The following is a 19,578-nucleotide window of genomic DNA, read 5'->3' on the forward strand; positions in this document are numbered from 1 at the left end:
GCGCGCTCCGCCTGCGCGGTGATGGTGAGCGACGGGTTCACGCCGAGGTTGGCGGTGACCGCAGAGCCGTCCGCCACGTGCAGCCCCGGGTGGCCGAAGACCCGCTGATACGGGTCGACCACACCGGTCTCCGGAGTGTCGCCGATGACACACCCGCCGATGTAGTGCGCGGTCGCCGGAATGTTGAACACGTCCATCACCAGCCCGTGCGTATCGCCCCGCACCTTCTCGCCGAAGCGCCTGCCGATGTCGTGCGCCATCGGGATCCAGGTCGGATTCGGCTCCCCGGTGCCCTGCCTCGTCTTGAGCAGCCCGCGCCTGCGGAACGAGGTCAGCGAGTTGTCCAGCGACTGCATGACCAGCAGGATCACCGACCGCTCCGAGGCGTGCCTGGCATTGAGGCTGCGCAGGAACACCAGCGGGTGCAGCACGATCGCCAGCAGGAAGCGCAGGAACCGGAACGCGCCGCCGTCGACGATCGGCACCGACATCGGGAACAGCGCGTTCTGCCCCTTGCCGTAGTGGCACACCTCGATATGGGTGTCCTCGGCCGGGTGGATCGAGGAGGTGATCGCGATGCCCTCGGCGAAGTCGCGGCGCGAGCGGCTCACCACATTGAGGATCGCCTCGGAGTTGCTGCGGGTCAGCTCACCGAGGCGCGGCGAGAGGTTCGGCAGCACCGCGTCGTCGCGCATCTTGTGCAGCAGCTTCTGGGTGCCGAGCGCGGCGCCGGCGAACACGACCTGCTCGGCGGTGAAGGTCTTGCGCTCCTTGCGGATCCAGCGGTCCGAGCGCTCGGTCTCCACCGCGTAGCCGCCGTCGGGCAGCGGGCGCACCGCGGTGGCGGTGGTCAGCGGATGCACCTCGGCGCCCGCCTGTTCGGCGAGGTAGAGGTAGTTCGTGGTGGTGGTGTTCTTGGCGTTGTGCGGGCAGCCGGTGAAACATTGCGCGCAGTGCACGCAGCCGCGCCTGCGCGGCCCGGCGCCGCCGAAGTAGGGGTCCTCGACCTCGGCGCCGGGATCGCTCTCGTTGAAGAACACCCCGACGTCGGTCGGGTGGAAGGTGTCGCCGACGCCGAGGTCCTCGGCGATCTCGCGGATCACCTCGTCGGCCGGGGTCATCCGCGGATTCGGCGCGACGCCGAGCATGCGCTGGGCCTGGTCGTAGTACGGCGCGAGCTCGGCGCGCCAGTCGGTGATGTGCGCCCACTGCCGGTCGGTGTAGAAGTTCGCCAGCGGCTCGTAGAGCGTGTTGCCGTAGATGAGCGAGCCGCCGCCGACGCCCGCGCCGGAGAACACCGCGCACTTGCCGAGCAGGCTGATCCGCTGCGGCCCGGTCAGGCCCAGTCGCGGCGCCCAAATCGACTTGCGCACATTCCAATTGGTGCGCGGGAGGTTCTCGGCGTCCCACCGCCTGCCCGCCTCGAGCACGCCGACCCGATACCCCTTCTCGGTCAGCCGCAGCGCGCTGACGCTGCCGCCGAAACCGGAACCGATCACCACCACGTCGTAGTCGAATGCGGGCATGACTTCCTCTCGCTGACCGGCCATCGAGGCCGATCGCTCACCGTACCGGCCGATGAGATGATTTCATACTCATTCTTTCACCGCCGGGCTGTGGCGGAAACCATCGCGACGGCGGATATATCGAGGAAACCGGCGTGCCCGGATGGCGTCGAGCGGGGTCGGTGCGGTAAGCACGGGGCGTGACAACCGAATCGGGCACAACGGAACCGGAGGAGCGCGCCGACCCCGGCGGCGTCTTCGACGACCGCATCCTCACGGTCCCGAATGTGCTGAGCGTCGTGCGCCTGCTCGGCGTGCCGCTGTTCCTGTGGCTGATGCTGGTCGAGCACGCCGACGGGTGGGCGTTCGCCCTGTTGATCGCCAGCGGCGTCACCGATTTCCTGGACGGCAAGCTGGCCCGCCTGCTCGACCAGTCCTCGCGCCTGGGCGCGCTGCTCGACCCGTTCGTGGATCGGCTGTACCTGGTGACGACCCTGCTGGCGTTCGTCCTGCGCGGACTGATCCCGTGGTGGGTCGCGGTGATCCTGGTCGGCCGCGATCTGGTCCTCACCGGCACGCTGACGGTGTACAAACGCCGCGACCTGCCCCCGCCCGACGTCATCTATCTGGGCAAGGCCGCCACCTTCGCGCTGATGTCCGCGCTGCCGTGGTTGCTGGCGGGGGAGATGGATTGGGCGATCGACGGTTTCGGACGCGCCTTCGGTGGGGCATTACTGGTCTGGGGCACGGCGGTGTATGTATGGACCGGCTTGCTCTACACCGGTAAGGCGATCGCCGTCGCTCGCTCGATACCGGCTGTGCCACACCGTCCGACCTGACGGGTCGAACATTCGACGTCGAGTCGTACATCGCCTCGACCCTCGCATAGAGTTGCGCCCACACGATCACAACGGAAAGGACGGACGGCCTGTGACCCAGACCCCCGAAGATCTGCGCTACACCGAGGAGCACGAGTGGGTGCAGCGGATCGGACCGACCCGGGTTCGGGTGGGCATCACCGATTACGCCCAGTCTCAACTCGGTGACGTTGTGTTCGTGCAGCTGCCCGAGACGGACAAAGAGGTGGCCGTCGGGGAGAGCATCGCCGAGGTCGAGTCGACCAAGAGCGTGTCCGACATCTACGCGCCGATCGCGGCGAAAGTTGTTGCGGTGAACGAGGATTTGACGCCGCAGCCGGAGACGCTGAACACCGATCCGTACGGTGACGGATGGTTGTTCGAACTCGAGGTCGCGGACGCCGCCGGCCTCGACGCGACCCTTGATGAACTGTTGGATGCGGCAGGTTATCAAGGAGTTATCGGGGGCTGAATCAGCCTTCCCGGTTCTACCTGCACGGGCACGCCCTGGCAGGGTACGGTCAATGCCAACAGATGCGCCGACAGCCACTGTCGCGAATCTAGGGACTCGACGGCAGGTCGTGGTGCCACAGGTATCACCTGCTTGCATGAATAATCAGGTTCGAGGAGGAGAGAAACGGTGAGCGAGAACAAAGACCCGGGTTACGGGGAGACCGCGGCCGAGACGACGTCGGTCTTCCGCGCGGATTTCCTGAACGAGGTCGACGCGTCGCGCTCCGGAGAGCCGACCGGCGAGCAGCCGGTGCAAGGGGTCGAGGGTCTGCCCGTTGGCGCGGCCCTCCTGGTCGTCAAGCGCGGTCCGAACGCGGGCTCGCGGTTCCTGCTGGACCAGCCGACCACGTCGGCCGGCCGCCACCCCGACAGTGACATCTTTCTCGACGACGTCACGGTCAGCCGCAGGCATGCCGAGTTCCGTCAGGACGACGATTCGTTCCAGGTTGTCGATGTCGGCAGCCTGAACGGCACCTATGTGAATCGGGAGCCGGTGGACTCCTCGGAACTCCAGAACGGCGACGAGGTCCAGATCGGCAAGTTCCGCCTGGTGTTCCTCACCGGGCCGCGCGCCCAGGTCAACGAGCCGTCCGCGGGTGCAGGGAGCCTGTGAGCATCTCTGTTCGCCATGAAGGGCTAGGGGTCATGAGGGACCTGGCGCTGTGACGGGAGCGGCGCAGTGGGCGCGCGGAGGCATGTCGATCGGCTCCGTGCTCGACCTGCTGCGTCCGGACTTTCCGGACGTCACCATCTCGAAGATCCGCTTCCTCGAGGCGGAGGGCCTCATTCGGCCGGAGCGCACGCCCTCGGGCTACCGCAGATTCTCCGTCGCCGACTGTGAACGGCTCCGGTTCGTGCTGACCGCGCAACGCGATCAGTACCTGCCGCTGAAGGTGATCAAGGAACAACTCGAGGCGATCGACAGCGGTGCGGCGACGCTCGGCGTGCGGGAAGCGCGCGCCAGAGCGCACTCCGGCCGTGCGGGCGCGTCGGAGTCGGTCTCCCCGGTGACCGACTCCGAGCACCCGGCCACACCCGGCGGGAACAGGAACGGCGCCGCCGCGCCGAGGAGGCTCGGCGTGGTGCCCAGCGAGATTTCCCCCGACGATCTCCGCTTCGATCACGAAATACGGCTCACCCGCGCGGATCTGCTCGCGCAAGCCGCGATCGACGAGACCTTTCTCAACGACCTCATCCGGGCGAACCTGATCACCCCCGGCGCCGCGGGCTTCTTCGACGGCGACGCGGTGACACTGGCCAGGACCGCCCGGGCGATGGCCGAATTCGGTTTGGAGGCAAGGCATCTGCGCGCCTTCAAGCTCGCCGCCGATCGCGAGGCCGCGCTGGTCGCGCAGATCGCCGCTCCGATCGCGAAGAGCCGCGACGCCGGCGCGCGGGCGCGGGCCGAGGAAACGGTGCGCGAACTCGCCGCGCTGTCGCTGACGCTGCACACCTGTCTGGTGAAGTCGTCGGTGCGGACGTCGCTGGGCGGCTGAACATCCCGTCGACGCGCCGACACGAAATCCGTGTCGTGTTTCGGTCATCCAACACGCCGATTTCGGCTGTGCACACCGATCACTGCACCGCTTGCGTTCGCCTAGACTCGTGGTACGGCGAACTGGGCGGTGGTCGTGCCCAGGGCGGCCGCGAGTAATGGGAGGCAGTGCGATGAGTGAGCGAAGCGAACGAGTCATGTCACAGCGTGCGTCGCGCGTGCCGGGGCTGAGGGTCAGCGAGGTGGAGGCCATGAGCGAGCAGGGCGCTTCGCTCATGCTGAAGCCGAATGCGAGTGAGGTGCAGGCATGAGCGAGATGCGCGTGATCGGCATTCGGGTCGAGCAGCCACAGAATCAGCCCGTGCTGTTGCTCCGCGAGGTGTCGGGGGATCGGTACCTACCCATCTGGATCGGGCAGGCCGAGGCGACCGCGATCGTGCTGGAGCAGGAGGGGGTGACCCCGATCCGCCCGCTGACCCACGATCTGATCAAGATCCTGATCACCGAACTCGGGCGCACCCTCAAGGAGGTGCGCATCGTCGATCTGCAGGAGGGCACCTTCTACGCCGACCTCGTGTTCGACAACGAGGTGCGCATCTCGGCGCGGCCGTCGGACTCGGTAGCGATCGCCTTGCGGGTGGGTTGCCCGATCTACGCCGAGGAGCCGGTGCTCGAGGAGGCCGGGCTGGTCATGCCGGACGAGCGCGAGGACGAGGTGGAGAAGTTCAAGGAGTTCCTCGAATCGGTCTCGCCCGACGACTTCAAGGCCACCGACAGCTGAGTTCACGCATTCGCCGCCCAGGCGGCGCCACGCCGACGACGCGCGGGGCTGAACCAGAGGTCGAGACTTCAACCGCGCGTCGCGTTTGGTCCGACGATGGTGCTCCCTGGACAATCAGGGAGAGTAATCTCGATAGTTGGGCCACGTCCGTTTCGGCCAGGTCGTCAGTACAGCGGTGTGATCAGAACAGCGGTGTGATCGAACAGCGTGTCGTCAGCACGGCGGTGGCCGAAACGGAGCCGGGTCATCGATGAGGCTAGCCGTCGGCGAAGCAAGGGAGTGGTCAGTGGCAGAGCAATCGCAGGATGTGGTACAGCCAGGCCTGTTCCCGGACGACTCGGTTCCCGACGATCTGGTCGGCTATCGGGTGCCCAGCGCGTGTCAGGTGGCCGGGATCACCTACCGGCAACTCGATTATTGGGCGCGCACCGGATTGGTCGTGCCGTCCATTCGCAGCGCCGCGGGGTCGGGAAGCCAGCGCCTGTACTCGTTCAAGGACATCCTCGTCCTCAAGATCGTGAAGCGACTGCTCGACGCGGGCATCTCGCTACAGAACATCAGGATCGCGGTCGACCATCTACGCAGCAGGGGAGTGCAGGATCTCGCCGGGATCACCCTGTTCTCCGACGGCACCTCGGTGTACGAGTGCACCTCGGCCGAGGAGGTAGTCGATTTACTGCAGGGCGGGCAGGGCGTCTTCGGCATCGCGATCAGCGGCGCCATGCACGAACTCACCGGTGCCATCGCGAATTTCCCCGCGGAGCGCGCGTCCGCGGTGACCGAGCGGCCGGAGGACGAGCTGTCCTATCGGCGCAAGGCGCGGATGAACCGCAAGACCGGTTAGAAATAGCTCTCTGAAACAACACCCCGCCTCCCCGACAACGGAAGGGTAGCGGGGTGTTGTGCTGTCCGGCATCTGATTTTCTACAGGCACATCGACATGCTGTTAGGTAGATATGCGCATCTGGCTATGGAGTCGCCCAAGTCCCCGGCGTAGCGGCGTGACCAGCACGACACCGCCGAGGAAGGACCAGTGCCGCGTCGCGGCGTGTCGTCGGCTTAAACTGGTGGCGCGCCAACGCCGTGCGGGAGAGTCCCGGGTTCGCCAGAGTCCGGGCGCCGAAGGAGCAGCACCTCCCCGTCAATCTCTCAGGCACCAGGGACCGTGCGGGCTTGGGCGCCTCTGGAAAGCGGTGGCTTCGGGCCGCCCGCCCATGGGGAAAGGGGCTCGGCCTTCATTGCGGTCGCGCGTCCGAATCTCTCAGGCAACACGACAGAGGGGGAGGGCTGGTACCCGTCGACCAAGTCGACCCGCCCGAACCCATGGGAGCTGCCGTGACTCGCTCATTCGCCGATCGCCACATCGGACCCGATCGGGGCGAACTCGCCCGGATCCTGGACGTCGTCGGCGTCGACTCGCTCGACGAGCTGGCCACCAAGGCTGTGCCCGCCACCATCCTCGACGGCTGTGTCTACCCACCCCCGGTCGGCTCCGCCTCCCTTCCGTCCCCCGGTGGCCTGGCCGGATTGCCGCCCGCCGCAACCGAACACGAGGTGCTCGCCGAACTCGCCGGCCTCGCGCACGTCAACACCGTGGCGACCTCCATGATCGGCCTCGGCTACTACGACACGCTCACCCCGCCGGTGCTGGTGCGCAATCTGCTCGAGAACCCGGCCTGGTACACGGCGTACACGCCGTACCAGCCGGAGATCAGCCAGGGCAGGCTCGAGGCGCTGCTGAACTTCCAGACCATGGTGTCCGAGCTGACCGGCATGGACGTGGCCAACGCGTCCATGCTCGACGAGGCCACCGCGGCCGCCGAGGCGATGACGCTGCTGCACCGGGCGAGCCGGTCCAAGTCGGCGCGCCTGGTGATCGACACCGACCTGTTCCCGCAGACCAAGACCGTGCTGACCACGCGGGCCCAGCCGCTGGGCATCGAGCTGGTCGCCGCGGATCTGGCCGGCGGCGAGCTGCCCGAGGGCGAGTTCTTCGGCGTGCTGGCCCAGTCGCCCGGCGCGTCCGGCCGCGTAGTGGACTGGACGTCGATGATCAGCGCGGCGCACGAGCGCGGCGCGCTGGTCGCGGTCGGCGCGGACCTGCTCGCGATGACGCTGATCGCCGCGCCGGGCGACCAGGGCGCGGACGTCTGCTTCGGCACCACACAGCGTTTCGGCGTTCCGCTCGGCTTCGGCGGCCCGCACGCCGGGTATCTGGCGGTGCGCACCGCGTATGCCAGGCAGCTGCCGGGCAGGCTCGTCGGCGTCTCGGTGGACGCGGACGGCGACGTGGCCTACCGGCTGGCGCTGCAGACCCGCGAGCAGCACATCCGGCGCGAGAAGGCGACGTCCAACATCTGTACCGCGCAGGTGCTGCTGGCGATCGTCGCGGCCATGTACGCGAGTTACCACGGGGCCGAAGGCCTTCGGGAGATCGCGCGGCGAGTGCACCGGCACGCGGCGACCATCGCCGCGGGCCTGGACGGCGCCGTCGTGCACGACACGTTCTTCGACACCGTGCTGGCGCACGTGCCCGGCGGCGCGGAAGCCGTTGTGGCGAAGGCGAAGTCGCGCGGGATCAACCTGCGCCTGGTCGACGCCGATCACGTCGGCATCGCCTGCGACGAGGCGACGACCGAGGCACACGTCGCGGCGGTGCTCGAATCCTTCGGCACCACACTGTCGTCCGACCGGCCCGAGCCCGCCCCGGTGGCCGCGATCGAGAACCGCACGTCGGGTTTCCTCGACCACCCCGCGTTCACCAAGTACCACACCGAGACCGCCATGCTGCGGTACCTGCGGTCGCTGTCCGACAAGGACATCGCGTTGGACCGCAGCATGATTCCGCTCGGCTCCTGCACCATGAAGCTCAACGCGACCGCCGAGATGGAGGCCATCACCTGGCCCGGCTTCGCCCGGGTGCACCCGTACGCGCCCGTGGAGGACGCGCCCGGTCTGTTGCAGGTGATTCACGATCTGGAGCGGTGGCTGTGCGACATCACCGGGTACGACTCGGTGAGCCTGCAGCCCAACGCCGGCAGCCAGGGCGAGTACGCGGGTCTGCTCGCGATTCGGCGCTACCACCTGGATCGTGGTGACACGCACCGCGATACCTGCCTGATCCCGTCCAGCGCGCACGGCACCAACGCGGCCTCGGCGGCGATGGCGGGGCTGCGTGTCGAGGTGGTCAAGTGCCGCGAGAACGGCGACGTCGACCTGGACGACCTGCGAGCCAAGATCGCCGATCACGCCGAACGGCTGGCCTGCATCATGATCACCTACCCGTCCACGCACGGCGTGTACGAGCACGAGGTCGCCGAGCTGTGCGCGCTGGTGCACGACGCGGGCGGTCAGGTGTACGTCGACGGCGCGAACCTGAATGCCCTTGTCGGACTTGCCCGTCCGGGTCGGTTCGGCGGCGACGTCAGCCACCTGAACCTGCACAAGACCTTCTGCATCCCGCACGGCGGCGGCGGGCCGGGCGTCGGCCCGGTCGCGGTCCGGTCGCACCTCGCGCCTTACCTGCCCGGCGATCCGCTGGTGACCGACTCGCACGCGGTGTCGGCGGCCAACTACGGTTCCGCCTCGATCCTGCCGATCACCTGGGCCTACATCCGGATGATGGGCGCGGACGGGCTGCGCGACGCCACGCTGACGGCCATCGCCTCGGCCAACTACATCGCGCGCAGGCTCGACGAGTACTTCCCGGTGCTCTACACCGGCGAGCACGGCATGGTGGCGCACGAGTGCATCCTGGATCTGCGGGAGATCACCAAGCGCACCGGCGTGACCGTCGACGACGTCGCGAAGCGGCTGGCGGACTACGGTTTCCACGCGCCCACGATGAGCTTCCCGGTCGCGGGGACGCTCATGGTCGAGCCGACGGAGAGCGAGAACCTGGCCGAGCTCGACGATTTCATCGAGGCGATGATCGCGATCCGCAAGGAGATCGATCAGGTCGCCGCGGGCGTCTGGCCGGTCACCGACAACCCGCTGCGCGGCGCCCCGCACACCGCGGCCAGCCTGGTCGGCGAGTGGGAGCACCCGTACAGTCGCGAAACCGCCGTGTATCCGCGGGGTCTCGGCCACGCGCGGGCGAAGGTGTGGCCGCCGGTGCGCCGCATCGACGGCGCGTACGGCGACCGCAACCTGGTCTGCTCCTGCCCGCCGCTGGAGGCCTACGCCGACTGAGGTTCCCGCGCCGGTCGACGGCGTGTGGTGATCGAAAGTCCTTCCGCCCTTTGATTTCCCGCACAATGGAACCCGGTGCGGGAAATCGGGGCGTCAGGGGTTGGTCAGGGAGTGGACCACTGCCGAGGCGAAGGTCAGGTCGTCCGAGGTGGGGAGGCGGGTGTAGGTGCCGCCGGTCTGGTCGGAGATGCTCTTCAACGTCTGCGTGCCCTGGCCGCCGATCACGATGATGTCGACGCGCACGGGGTGGGTGTGGTCGATGGCGGCGGCCAGGTCGGCGGCGAGTTTCGCGCCGGTGACGGTGGAGTCGTCCTCGGGTCCGTCGGTGATGAGCAGCACCGAGTTCGTGCGGCCTGCCGCGTAGCCGCTGACGGCATTCTTGTAGGCGGCGATGAGGGTCGGGTAGGCCTGGTCGGCGCGCACGTCGCTGGTCTTCACGGCGCCGAGCGCGGTGGTGAGTTCGGTGCGCTGGTCGTCGCCGAGCGGCGCGGTGGGCACCTGGATCTTGTAAGGTGTTGTGCCGTCGAGGTTCTTGCCGTAGGTCCACAGGCCGAGGCCGAAGTCCGGCGGCATCACCGTCATCGTGGAGTTCAGTGCGGCAATGACATTCGCGAGTCTGGTCATCGAGCCGTCGGTGCTCGACATGGACGACGAGACGTCGACGAGCACCGTGGACTGCACGCCGAGCACCGGATTGGCCAGGGTGGCACGGACTTTGTCGAGCGCGGCCCGCGGCGGGGCGGGGGCGGCGGCGGGGGCGGTGGTGAAGCCCGCCGCGGTGAACGCCTGCGCCTGCTCGGGGGCGCGGAGGTAGTCGGCGAAGAGACCGCCGATGAGGTTCTGCGTCTTGTCCACCCACGGCCCCGACATCAGCGCGGCCGGGTGGTCGGCCACGGGCGCGGCCCCGGACGGACGGAAGACGGCAAGCCCCGCTTGGGTTTTCGCCTGCTGCTCGGTGGTGGCGACGGCGTGCACGGTGGCGGATTGCGGCGCGCCCGCGATGATGCCGAGCGCGGCGGCGGTGTCGGGGGCCTCGGGCGCCTCGGCGGCTAGGCCGGAGATGGCCGCGACGGCTTGGCCGGATTGCGCGGCCTGCTCGCTGAGCGGCTCCGCGCCGGATACGGCGGATCCCACGGCCACCGCGGCGGCGAGTGAGGCGTCACCGGGCGGCAAGGCCATGCGCAGGCCGCCCCAGCCGGACAGGCCTACCTCGTTGAGCGAACCCTGTTGCAGCCGTGGGAGATCCGCCCACGTGGCCTTGGCTTGTTCGAGCGCGCCGCGCAATTGGTCGGGCACGGCGAGCACGATCGGGCTGACGGCGATCGGGGCGGGGGCGCCCTCGATCAGTCCCGGCACGCGCATGGACTCGATCGAGCGCGTCGAGTCGGGGATCCACAGCACCGGCTGCGGACCGAGCTTCTGGTCCCACGGCTTGCCGTTGGTGAAGGCGGCGACGACGGCCGCGGACGGCTGCGCGGTGACCACGACCTGTGCGCAGTGATCGCGCACCTTCGGTTTTGTCGCGTTGTACCGGTCCGCAGCGGCCTGGACGTGCGGGGCGATGTCGGGCTCGGCGGTCACGTAGAGGGTCGAGGGGCCGGAGACGCACTCCGCCGCGGCCGCGCTGTCCTCGTCGGCCGCCCGGTCGCGCAGTTGGAACCACGCGAAGACGATCGCGACGATCGCCACGATGGCCACCACCCCGATAACCGGACCTTTGCTGACGCCCCTGGATCTGGTTCGGCTGCGATGAGTGCCCACGGTGCACAGTGTATGTTCACCTGCTGTTTGCGGGCTCGCCGCGTCGGCGAGCCGTGACGAAACGCCCGCCGCCGTGGCCGGCGGGACACGGCGGCGGTGCTCACGGGCGGATCAGCCGCCCTCGATCGAACTCGTGGCCGCCCCACACGCCGGACTGGCCGGTGCGGGCGGCGAATTCGCCGCAGGCGGCGCGGATGGGGCAGTCCCCGCAGACTCCGCGCGCGTAGTCGAAGTCCTGCGACGGGTACGGGAACCACGCCTCGTGATGCGGATCACCCCGGCAGGCCGCCCGGTGCCAGTCCCCGGAGTCCGAGAGCGGAAGCAGCTCGGCCAGGGTCGGCTCCACGACCGCGGTGGTCTCGGCGCGAACGGTCATCGCGATCCTCTCCTTTCTCGGAGGGTCAGGTTGCGGCGAGTTGCTTCCAGATCCGCCGCTGTTGCTTGATTCGGTCATTCGGTGCCTTGGGCTGCCACAACAACCGCATTCCGGCCTCCTCCGGGGTGCGGTCGGCCTTGGTCGTATTGCACGGACCGCAACAGGCAACGAGGTTGCTCCAGGTGTTCGGGCCGCCCCGGCTGCGCGGCCGGATGTGGTCGACGGTGCGGGCCCAGTCGGCGCAGTAACCGCAGCGGTGGCCGTCGCGGCGCAGCACGCCGGCGAGGGTGGCGCGGCTCTCGTCGTGCACCCGCGTGCTGTGCTCGAGGTAGACGTAGCGCAGCAGCCGGATGGTTTCGGGCAGCAGCAGCTCGGCGTGCTGGGACCGGATGGGGAAGTGCGGCGTGCGGTCGGCGATCGACTCGGCGGCCCCGGCCATCAGCAGCACGACGGCGCGGTCGGCGCCGATCTCGGTGAGCGCCTCGTAGGAGGCGTTGAGCACCAGGACTCCGGTGTGTATCCAGTTGTCGGCGGTGGGCGCCGCCGGGGCGGCATGGCGGAATGTCATGGGAATCACCATGTTTCGGAAGGAGTCGAGCGATCGGGCGCGAAAGGGGGGGCGGTCAGCTACCGGCCAGGAGGTGGCCGTCTGCACTATGCCGCCGCGGATCGAACACGGGTTTGCCGGTCGACAACCGATGTGCCGCATCGTCGTTCGCCTGGATCGGACTCTTCGAGACCATCGCCACCTCCTCCTTTCCACAAGCTCGTGGACCACCGTTGCGCGGTGATCATCGTCGAATTCCATGGTGACATAACGGACCTGCCCTTGTCGGGTCATTTATTTCGGCCCGCTTCGCCTCGAGGACGGACGTCGAAGGCCCCCGCGAACGGGGGCCTTCGGGATCGGATTCGCTAGTCGACGAAGGCGACCACGCGCGCGGGCGCGGCGCTGGTGCCGATCAGCTTGAGCGGGAAGAACCCGACCGTGAAGCCGGTCGGCGGCAGGGCGGCGAGATTATCGAGCTGCTGCACGATGAAGGCCTCTCTGTCGCGGATGGCGTAGTGGCCGTCCCAGATCTCCGCGCGGTCACCGGTTTTCCGGAACGCCTCCACCATCACCGGGATGGGCCGATCCCAGCCGATGGCGTCGGTGCCGAGGATCTTCGCACCCTGATCGGCCAGGAAACGCGTTCCCGCGCCGGACATTCCGGGGTAGGTGAAGTAGGCCGGATCGCTGATCGGGAACCGTTCCTGCCCGGTGCGGATCAGGACGGCGTCGCCGGGCTCGATGGCGCGTCCGGTCGCCGCGATCGCCGACTCGAGCGCGTGCACCGGGATGGCCTCGCCCGGGCGCGCCCATTCGCGCACGTCGAGCACCATGCCGGGGACGAACAGCTCCGACAGCTCGATATCGCTGATGGTGCGGGCCGGCCTGCCCTCGCTGGTGGTGCCGGAGTGCCAGGGTGCGTCGACGTGGGTGCCGCAGTGCGTGCCGAAGTCGTCGAGCACCTCACCGGCCATGCCCTCGCCGTCGGGCAGGTCGTCCTCGGTGCACCCGAAGAGCTCGAGCATCATGTCGCGTCCGGTGTCCTTGTGCGCGTACCACTTCACTGTCGGGCCGACGATCGCGGCCAGGGCGGGCAGCGGCACGGTCTCGCGGAACGCGGGGTCCATGGGGTAGGTGAGGTCGATCAAGCGCGTCATCGCGGGCCTTCCTGTGGTGAAATGCGTGTTCTGAGTTCGGTTTTGCGGACTTTGCCGTAGCCGTTGCGGGGGAGTGCGGAGACGAAGTGGTAGTCGCGCGGCCGTTTGTATCTGGCGAGCAGGTTCAGGCAGTGCGCGTCGAGTTCGTCGGGGGTCACCTCGGTCGTCGTGACGAGGAAAGCGACCGGGAGCTCGCCCCATTCGGCGTCGGGCCGTCCGACCACCGCCGCCTCGGCGACCGCCGGGTGCGACAGCAGCGACTCCTCGATCTCGCGCGGGTAGATGTTCGACCCGCCGGAGATGATGAGATCCTTCGCGCGGTCGACCAGCGTGAGGCGGCCCCGGCTGTCCAGTCGGCCGAGGTCGCCGGTGTGCAGTCGGCCTCGGCGCAGTGTGGCCTCGGTCGCCTCGGGGTCGCGCCAGTATCCGGCCATCACGGTGTCGCCGCGGACCACCACCTCACCCACCTCGCCGTGCGGCAGCGGCTCGCCGTCCGGGCCGACGACCTCCACCTGGACGCCGGTGCGGGCGTGGCCGACGGTCATCAGGTCGCCGTCGCCGGGCAGGTCGAGGTGTTCCTCGGGCGTGAGATGGGTGATGGTGCAGGGTGATTCGCCCTGACCGAAGGCCTGCCACAGGCGCTGCGCGCCGAAACGCGCGACCACGCGGCGCAAGTCGTCGACGTAGGTCGGTGCGCCGCCGTAGTAGATCCGTCGCACCCGCGCGATGAGCTCGTCCGGCAACAGCTTCGGGTCGAGCAGGCGGCGCAGGATGGTCGGTACCGCGAAGAAGGTGACCGGGCCGAAGGCGGTGAGCGCCTCGGCCAGGGTGGCCGCGTCGACCACCCCGTCGCGCGGCAGCACGTTGGTGCGCGCCCGCGCGACGCACACGATCCCGAACAGCCCGCCCGCGTGCGACATCGGGGTCAGATGCAGCAGCGAGGCGTCGGCGGCGTCGCCGAGATCGGCCAGGGCGCTGAGGGTCGCCGCCATGAGGTTGCGGTGGGTCAGTGTCGCGCCTTTGGATCTGCCGGTCGTCCCGCTGGTGTAGAACAGCCAGGCGGGGTCTTCGGGCGCGACGACGGCGGGCGGCGGAGTGTCCTCGGCTTCGCCTGCGGCGCCGCACAACTCCACCACGTCCAGGCAAGGCACGGTCTCCGGCGCGGAGAGGTCGGCCGTGGTCACGCAGAGCGCCGCGCCGCTGTCGGCGACGAGCTGCTCGAACTCGCGCCGGTGCAGGCGTGGGTTCATGGGCACCACGATCAGCCCCGTCCACCATGCGGCGAACAGCACGGCCAGGTAGTGCGGAGTGTTGTTCATTGCCAACGCGATTCGATCGCCCGGCCGCAGATCGTGTTCGCGCTCGAGGTAGCGCCCGACCGCGCTCGCCGTTCCCGCGAGTTCGGCATAGGTGTAGGCGATCTCATCGCCGTGACCGATGGCGGGAGCGTCCGGTCGGCGCATCGCGGACTGGTACAGCAGGGTTGCGATGTTCACGCTGCCTCCGATGTCGTGGGGTATGTGTTCACATCGCCTCCAGGATGGTGATCGCGGCGGCGGCCTCCTCGACCCCGAGAAAGCCGCCGCCGTTCTCGGCGAGGCCGATGCGGGGCCGGGCGACCTGTCGCGCGCCCGCCTCGCCGCGCAATTGGGTGACCAGTTCATGGATTTGGCCCAGGCCGGTGGCGCCGATCGGGTGGCCGTTGCACTCCAGCCCGCCGGAGGTGTTGACGGGTATCCGGCCGCCGAGGGCGGTGTCACCGCGCGCGGCGGCGTCGCCGTCGGCCAGGCCGAGAAAGCGGGTTTGGAGGATCTCCCCGACGGCGGTCGCGTCGTGCACCTCCGCGAGCGAGATCTCGTCGGGGCTGAGACCCGCCTGCTCGTAGGCCATTCGGGCCAGTCTGCCGCTGATGTGGCCGGCCTCGTCGTCGAGGTCGCGGTCGGTGGCCGAGGCCAGTGCGGTGGCCCGAACCCTGACCGCGCGTCCGGAGGCGAACCGAGATCGCGTGCCGCACAGCAGGATCGCGGCCGCGCCGTCGCCGATGGGCGCGCACATCGGTTTGGTGAGCGGCGGGGCGATGACCCGTGCGGCGCAGATCTCCTCGACGGTCAGGGGAGTGCGGTAGGTCGCGTATGGGTTGCGGGCGGCGTGCCCGCGGTTCTTCGCGGTGACCGCGGCGAGCTGTCGCTGGTCCAGGCCGTACCGCTCGGCCAACGCCGCGTAGATGCCCATGAACACCGTGCCGTCGCCGGGCCGGACGCCGAGGCGAGCCAGATCCTCGTCGCGCCGGACGATGTCGATGCCGCCGTCGAAAAGATTTGTGGCGGTGGTCCGGTCGGCCACGGACAGTTGTTCGGCGCCGAGCGCGAGCGCGACGTCGACCTGGCCGGAGCGGATGGCGGACACCGCCAGATGCAACGCGGAAGCCCCACTGGCGCAGGCATTCTCGACATTGACGATCGGCACTCCGGGCAATCCCGCGCCGCGCAGCGCGACCTGACCGCGAATGGTGTGCTGCCCCGTCGTCGCGCCCTGGCCCGCGTTGGCGAAGAACACGGCCTCGATGTCACCGATCTGCGCACCGGCGTCACCGACACAGGCATCCAGTGCGGCCCTGGCCAATTGGCCGACCGTGCGCTCGGGGAAGCGTCCGTACGCCGTGCGCGCGGCGCCGACGATGTAGACCTCGTTCATGCCGTGGCCTCGCCTCGGCCCCGGCCCGTCACAGCGCGACCCGGTTGCGCAGCGTGCCGATCCGGTCGATCTCGAGTTCGACGACGTCGCCGGGCTTCAGGTGCCGCCCGGCGTCGAAGCCCGTGCCGGAGGCGACGGTGCCCGAGACGATCACCTCACCGGCGTACACGCCGCCGACCCGGCTGAACTGGGCGATCGCCTCGGCGAAGGTGTGCGTCATGGACGCGGTGCTGCCGAGCGAGAGCTGCTCGCCGTTGACACGGGCGCGCATGGTCAGCGCATAGGGGTCGGGCACCTCGTCCGCGGTGACCAGGCAGGGGCCGAGCGTGGTCGAAAAGTCTTTGCTCACACCGGCTCCCACGCCGGTCTGCATGAGCTTCAGCTGGAGATCCCTGGCGCTCCAGTCGTTGCAGATCGTGTATCCGAAGATGTATCCGCCGGCGTCGCCGGGTGCGATGTCGCTCCCGTTTCGGCCCACCACCGCGGCGATCTCGAGTTCGTAGTCCAGCTCGGCGGCGTCCTCGGGCGGCGCGATGGTGTCGTCCGGTCCGCTGATGGCGAGTGGATCGACGGTGTAGTACAAGACCCGCTCGGCGAACAGCGGGTGCAGGGTGAATCGGCCGCCGGCCATCAGCTGGTCGAAGGCGGCGTCGGGATCGTCGGCCGCGGCGGCCTGCCTGCGGGCCATTTCGCGCAGGGCGGCGCTCAGATGCTCGGTGAACAGGGCGCAGTCGCGGACCCGTGGCGGGCGAGGCAGGGGCGCGCACCATCGGATCGCCTTCGCATCGATCAGCGCGGTGGACGGCCGGTCTGCCACCAGCTCGGCGGCTCGAGCCGAACCGGCTGGTCCGGACTCGATCAGGGCGAGCATCGAACGGAATTCGGGGCGATCGGGCGCGGCGGCGGTCAGGTCGAGAACGGTGGTGTCCTCGTCGAGCAGGGCGCCGACCCGGTGACGGCCGTCGGCAAGGAACGTGATGAGGCGCATGAGACTCTCCGATGAGTTGAATGGACCGCAAGCATAAGATTGGACGCTCGACATAGGCAAGGATGAACAGCATAGGATTTTCGGCATGAGAGAATTCCCGGCATGGTCGGTCGCCGTGAGGAGTCATCCGCAGAGAGCCGTCGTCGCCTGCTCGAGGCGGCGACCGAATTGGTCGCCGAAGTGGGTCCGCGCGGCACCTCGGTGCAGGCGGTGGCGGAGCGGGCCGGCATCAGCCGCGGCTCCATCGCCTGGCATTTCGGGTCCAAGGACGGGCTGATCGTGGAGGTGGTCCGGCACGCCTTCGCGACGGCCGAGCAGGAGTACCGCGCACGCATCGCCGCGGCGGGCACGGTGACCCTCGGTGTCCTGATCGACGCGCACCTGGCCGTCGTCGACGCGCCGTGCGGGCGCACCTTCGCGACGGTGCTGCCCGAGGTCATGTTGGCGCCCGGGCCGATTCGCGACGCGTACGTCGCCGGCTACCTGAACAGCAGGCGGTTCTGGGTCGACGCGGTCCAGGAGGTCATCGCGGACGCGCCCGGCATGCCCGACCCCGCGACGCTCGCGGATGTGTTGTTCGGCAGCGCGATCGGCGTCAACGTGATGCACCGGCTCGAGGCCGGCGTGGACCCGGGCACCGGGCTCGGCTCACTACAGCAGGTCTTCCAGCTCGCGCTGGATCGGTCGCGCGAGGATGCTTCGTAAAGGCTTGCGCGTCAGGCGTTCTCGAGCTGAGCGGCGCCGAAGGAGACGTGGAAGCGCTGGCACCAGATCGTCACGCTGGTCAATGCCGTCAGGTCGGTATCGGCCGGGATCGCGTAGTTCTGGCTGCCGCGGTTTCCTTTGAGGCTGCCGAGGTCGACGTGCGCGCCGTCGTCGAAGACGAACCAGCCGGACTTGCCCGCCACCACGTCGGCGTCGGTCAGCCAGACGTGCAGGTCGGGGCCGTCGGAGGTGTCGAGGTCTTCGAGGCGGAGCACGCGGCCGCCGTCGGGAAGTCGCAGGAGGACCACGGTGCCCGCGGTGTCGTGCTCGTGGGAGATGAGGCTGCCGCGGGCGAGCACGCGCGGCTGCGTGGGTGCGTCGGGGGCGGTGGCTGCGGGCGGAGCCTCATCGACCGTGGTGTTGGTGAACAGTCGCCAGGGTTGCGCCAGAGCGAGTCCGGCGCCGAGCCCCAGCACGAGGAGAACGGCCAGCGTCCAGGTGATGGGCGAGCGCGCGATTCTGCGTGCTGAAACCATGGGGGCCTCCTCGGGAGTGAATGACGTTGTGTCCATTCAACACTGACGAGTGGCCGTTTCCAGGCCTCGATTCGTGACGAAAGGCTGACGGATAGCTCGGCCCGTCGAGGCGACGACTCGCCTCGACGGGCCGGTCCTCCGCAGCCCGGCGCGCGCATCGAGCGCGGCCTCGAATTCCTACAGATTGCCGACGATGTGTTCCAGTCGCTCGGCCACCAATTCACGCGCCTTCTCCCGCAACGCGGGGCGATACCCGCTGGGGTACACGGGATCCCCCGGCGCGTAGTCCTTCAGAACCTCCTTGGCCAGCGTGATCTTGTGGACCTCGGTCGGCCCGTCGGCGATGGCCATCACCTCGGCATAGTTCATCATGTCGACGAAGGGCAGGTCGGTGCTGACGCCGATGGCGCCGTGCAGGTGCAGGGCGCGCTGGGCGATGTCGTGCATGACCTTGGGCATGGCGACCTTGATGGCGGCGATGTCCTTGCGCACCTTCAGATAGTTCTGCTCCTTGTCGATGCGCCAGGCGGTGCGCAGGACGAGCAGGCGGAACTGCTCCATCTCGATCCAGCTGTCCGCGATGCGTTCCTGGGTCATCTGCAAACCGGCCAGCGGGCCCTTGCGCATCGGACGCGAGACCGCGCGCTCGGCCATCATGTCGAAGGCCTTGCGCACCAAGGCGACCGTGCGCATGGCGTGGTGGACGCGGCCGCCGCCGAGGCGGGTCTGGGCGACGATGAAGCCCTGACCCTCCTCGCCGAGCAGGTGATCGGCGGGGACCCGGACGTCGGTGAAGCGCAGGTGCCCTTCGTGTTCGCTGAACCCGTGCACGTGGAAGTTCTTGACGATCTCCAGGCCGGGGGTGTCGGCGGGCACGATGAACATCGACATGCCCTGGTACGGGCTGACATCGGGGTTGGTGACCACCATGACGATGTGGAAGCTGGCGAACTGCGCGTTGGAGTTGAACCACTTCTCGCCGTTGATCACCCAGTGGTCGCCGTCGCGCACCGCGCGCGTCCGGAACGTCGTGGGGTCCGAGCCGCCGGTCGGCTCGGTCATCACGTAACAGGAGCCGATCTCGCCGGCCAGCAGCGGCTCGAGGTACTTCGCCTTCTGCTCCTCGGTGCCGTAGTGCGCCAGGATCTCGGCGTTGCCGGAATCCGGTGCCTGGCAACCGAATACCGACGGCGCCCAGAACGACGTGCCCAGCACCTCGTTCAGCAGCGCCAGCTTCATCTGCCCGTAGCCCTGGCCGCCGAGCTCGGGGCCGAGGTGGCAGGCCCACAGCCCCTGCTCCTTGACCCGCTCCTTGAGCGGGCGCATGAGCGCCATGGCCTCTTTGTCGGTGCGATCGTAGGGGTTCGGGTACAGCACATCGAGGGGCTCCACCTCGGTGCGCACGAACTCCGCCGCCCAGTCCAGCTTGCGCTGGAACTCCGGGTCGGTCTCGAAATCCCAAGCCATGG

At 68.8% G+C, this 19,578-nt stretch carries 18 protein-coding genes and 1 riboswitch; of the genes, 8 read left to right on the top strand and 10 right to left on the bottom strand.

The window, feature by feature from the left end; genetic code table 11:
- On the bottom strand, positions 1 to 1,526 hold a 1,526-nt coding region (locus ON39_RS14925; protein ID WP_040734715.1), incomplete at its 3' end, for a GMC oxidoreductase.
- 179 nt (positions 1,527 to 1,705) lie between these two features.
- Here ON39_RS14925 and ON39_RS14930 point away from each other — a divergent pair.
- From ON39_RS14930 to gcvP, 7 genes are all read left to right on the top strand, one after another.
- On the top strand, positions 1,706 to 2,344 hold the full coding sequence (locus ON39_RS14930; RefSeq protein ID WP_040734651.1) for a CDP-alcohol phosphatidyltransferase family protein: 639 nt from the start codon (positions 1,706 to 1,708) through the stop codon (positions 2,342 to 2,344).
- 91 nt (positions 2,345 to 2,435) lie between these two features.
- Positions 2,436 to 2,834 carry a glycine cleavage system protein GcvH gene (gcvH, locus tag ON39_RS14935; protein ID WP_040734652.1) on the top strand — a complete coding sequence of 133 codons (399 nt, stop codon included), beginning with the start codon at positions 2,436 to 2,438 and terminating at the stop codon, positions 2,832 to 2,834.
- Between the two features lie 168 nt (positions 2,835 to 3,002).
- Positions 3,003 to 3,488 carry an oxoglutarate dehydrogenase inhibitor Odhl gene (odhI, locus tag ON39_RS14940; protein WP_040734653.1) on the top strand — a complete coding sequence of 162 codons (486 nt, stop codon included), beginning with the start codon at positions 3,003 to 3,005 and terminating at the stop codon, positions 3,486 to 3,488.
- An 82-nt stretch (positions 3,489 to 3,570) separates the two neighbouring features.
- Positions 3,571 to 4,371 (top strand): transcriptional regulator FtsR, encoded by an 801-nt coding sequence (gene ftsR / locus ON39_RS14945; protein ID WP_051186652.1) that lies wholly within the window; start codon positions 3,571 to 3,573, stop codon positions 4,369 to 4,371.
- 306 nt (positions 4,372 to 4,677) lie between these two features.
- Complete coding sequence (locus tag ON39_RS14950) at positions 4,678 to 5,151, top strand: bifunctional nuclease family protein (protein WP_040734655.1); 474 nt, start codon at positions 4,678 to 4,680, stop codon at positions 5,149 to 5,151.
- 250 nt (positions 5,152 to 5,401) lie between these two features.
- A complete protein-coding gene (locus tag ON39_RS14955; protein WP_040734656.1) occupies positions 5,402 to 5,995 on the top strand; it encodes a MerR family transcriptional regulator in 594 nt (197 codons plus the stop codon).
- 232 nt (positions 5,996 to 6,227) lie between these two features.
- Positions 6,228 to 6,327: riboswitch (glycine riboswitch) on the top strand.
- 147 nt (positions 6,328 to 6,474) lie between these two features.
- Positions 6,475 to 9,342 carry an aminomethyl-transferring glycine dehydrogenase gene (gene gcvP / locus ON39_RS14960; protein ID WP_040734657.1) on the top strand — a complete coding sequence of 956 codons (2,868 nt, stop codon included), beginning with the start codon at positions 6,475 to 6,477 and terminating at the stop codon, positions 9,340 to 9,342.
- Positions 9,343 to 9,435: 93 nt separating this feature from the next.
- Here the strand turns inward: gcvP and ON39_RS14965 are convergent, their stop codons facing one another.
- The 7 genes from ON39_RS14965 to ON39_RS14995 all read right to left on the bottom strand — a co-directional run bounded on the left by ON39_RS14965 (position 9,436) and on the right by ON39_RS14995 (position 16,868).
- Positions 9,436 to 11,103: a VWA domain-containing protein gene (locus tag ON39_RS14965; RefSeq protein WP_040734658.1), complete on the bottom strand. Its 1,668-nt coding sequence runs from the start codon at positions 11,101 to 11,103 to the stop codon at positions 9,436 to 9,438.
- Positions 11,104 to 11,203: 100 nt separating this feature from the next.
- Entirely contained in the window at positions 11,204 to 11,479 is a 276-nt protein-coding gene (locus ON39_RS14970) for a WhiB family transcriptional regulator (RefSeq protein ID WP_040734659.1), read from the bottom strand.
- A gap of 25 nt (positions 11,480 to 11,504) precedes the next feature.
- Positions 11,505 to 12,047, bottom strand: a complete 543-nt coding sequence (locus ON39_RS14975; protein WP_040734716.1) for an HNH endonuclease — start codon at positions 12,045 to 12,047, stop codon at positions 11,505 to 11,507.
- A 347-nt stretch (positions 12,048 to 12,394) separates the two neighbouring features.
- Positions 12,395 to 13,186 carry a cyclase family protein gene (locus tag ON39_RS14980; protein WP_040734660.1) on the bottom strand — a complete coding sequence of 264 codons (792 nt, stop codon included), beginning with the start codon at positions 13,184 to 13,186 and terminating at the stop codon, positions 12,395 to 12,397.
- Positions 13,183 to 14,682, bottom strand: coding sequence for an AMP-binding protein (locus ON39_RS14985; RefSeq protein WP_040734661.1), 1,500 nt, complete (start codon positions 14,680 to 14,682; stop codon positions 13,183 to 13,185). The genes ON39_RS14980 and ON39_RS14985 overlap by 4 nt, the downstream gene beginning before the upstream one ends.
- 28 nt (positions 14,683 to 14,710) lie before the next feature.
- Entirely contained in the window at positions 14,711 to 15,880 is a 1,170-nt protein-coding gene (locus ON39_RS14990; RefSeq protein WP_040734662.1) for a thiolase family protein, read from the bottom strand.
- Positions 15,881 to 15,908: 28 nt separating this feature from the next.
- Positions 15,909 to 16,868, bottom strand: a complete 960-nt coding sequence (locus ON39_RS14995) for a fumarylacetoacetate hydrolase family protein (protein ID WP_040734663.1) — start codon at positions 16,866 to 16,868, stop codon at positions 15,909 to 15,911.
- A gap of 102 nt (positions 16,869 to 16,970) precedes the next feature.
- Between ON39_RS14995 and ON39_RS45905 the strand changes: the two genes are divergently transcribed.
- Positions 16,971 to 17,573, top strand: coding sequence for a TetR/AcrR family transcriptional regulator (locus ON39_RS45905; RefSeq protein WP_051186634.1), 603 nt, complete (start codon positions 16,971 to 16,973; stop codon positions 17,571 to 17,573).
- An 11-nt stretch (positions 17,574 to 17,584) separates the two neighbouring features.
- On the opposite strand, the gene ON39_RS15005 is transcribed toward ON39_RS45905, so the two are convergent.
- Together ON39_RS15005 and ON39_RS15010 are read right to left on the bottom strand one after the other, a co-directional pair.
- Positions 17,585 to 18,109, bottom strand: a complete 525-nt coding sequence (locus ON39_RS15005) for a DM13 domain-containing protein (RefSeq protein WP_040734718.1) — start codon at positions 18,107 to 18,109, stop codon at positions 17,585 to 17,587.
- Between the two features lie 177 nt (positions 18,110 to 18,286).
- Positions 18,287 to 19,576, bottom strand: coding sequence for an acyl-CoA dehydrogenase family protein (locus ON39_RS15010; protein ID WP_040734664.1), 1,290 nt, complete (start codon positions 19,574 to 19,576; stop codon positions 18,287 to 18,289).
- Positions 19,577 to 19,578: the final 2 nt, after the last annotated feature.

This window comes from Nocardia tenerifensis NBRC 101015, assembly GCF_000308715.1.
GTDB lineage: Bacteria > Actinomycetota > Actinomycetes > Mycobacteriales > Mycobacteriaceae > Nocardia > Nocardia tenerifensis.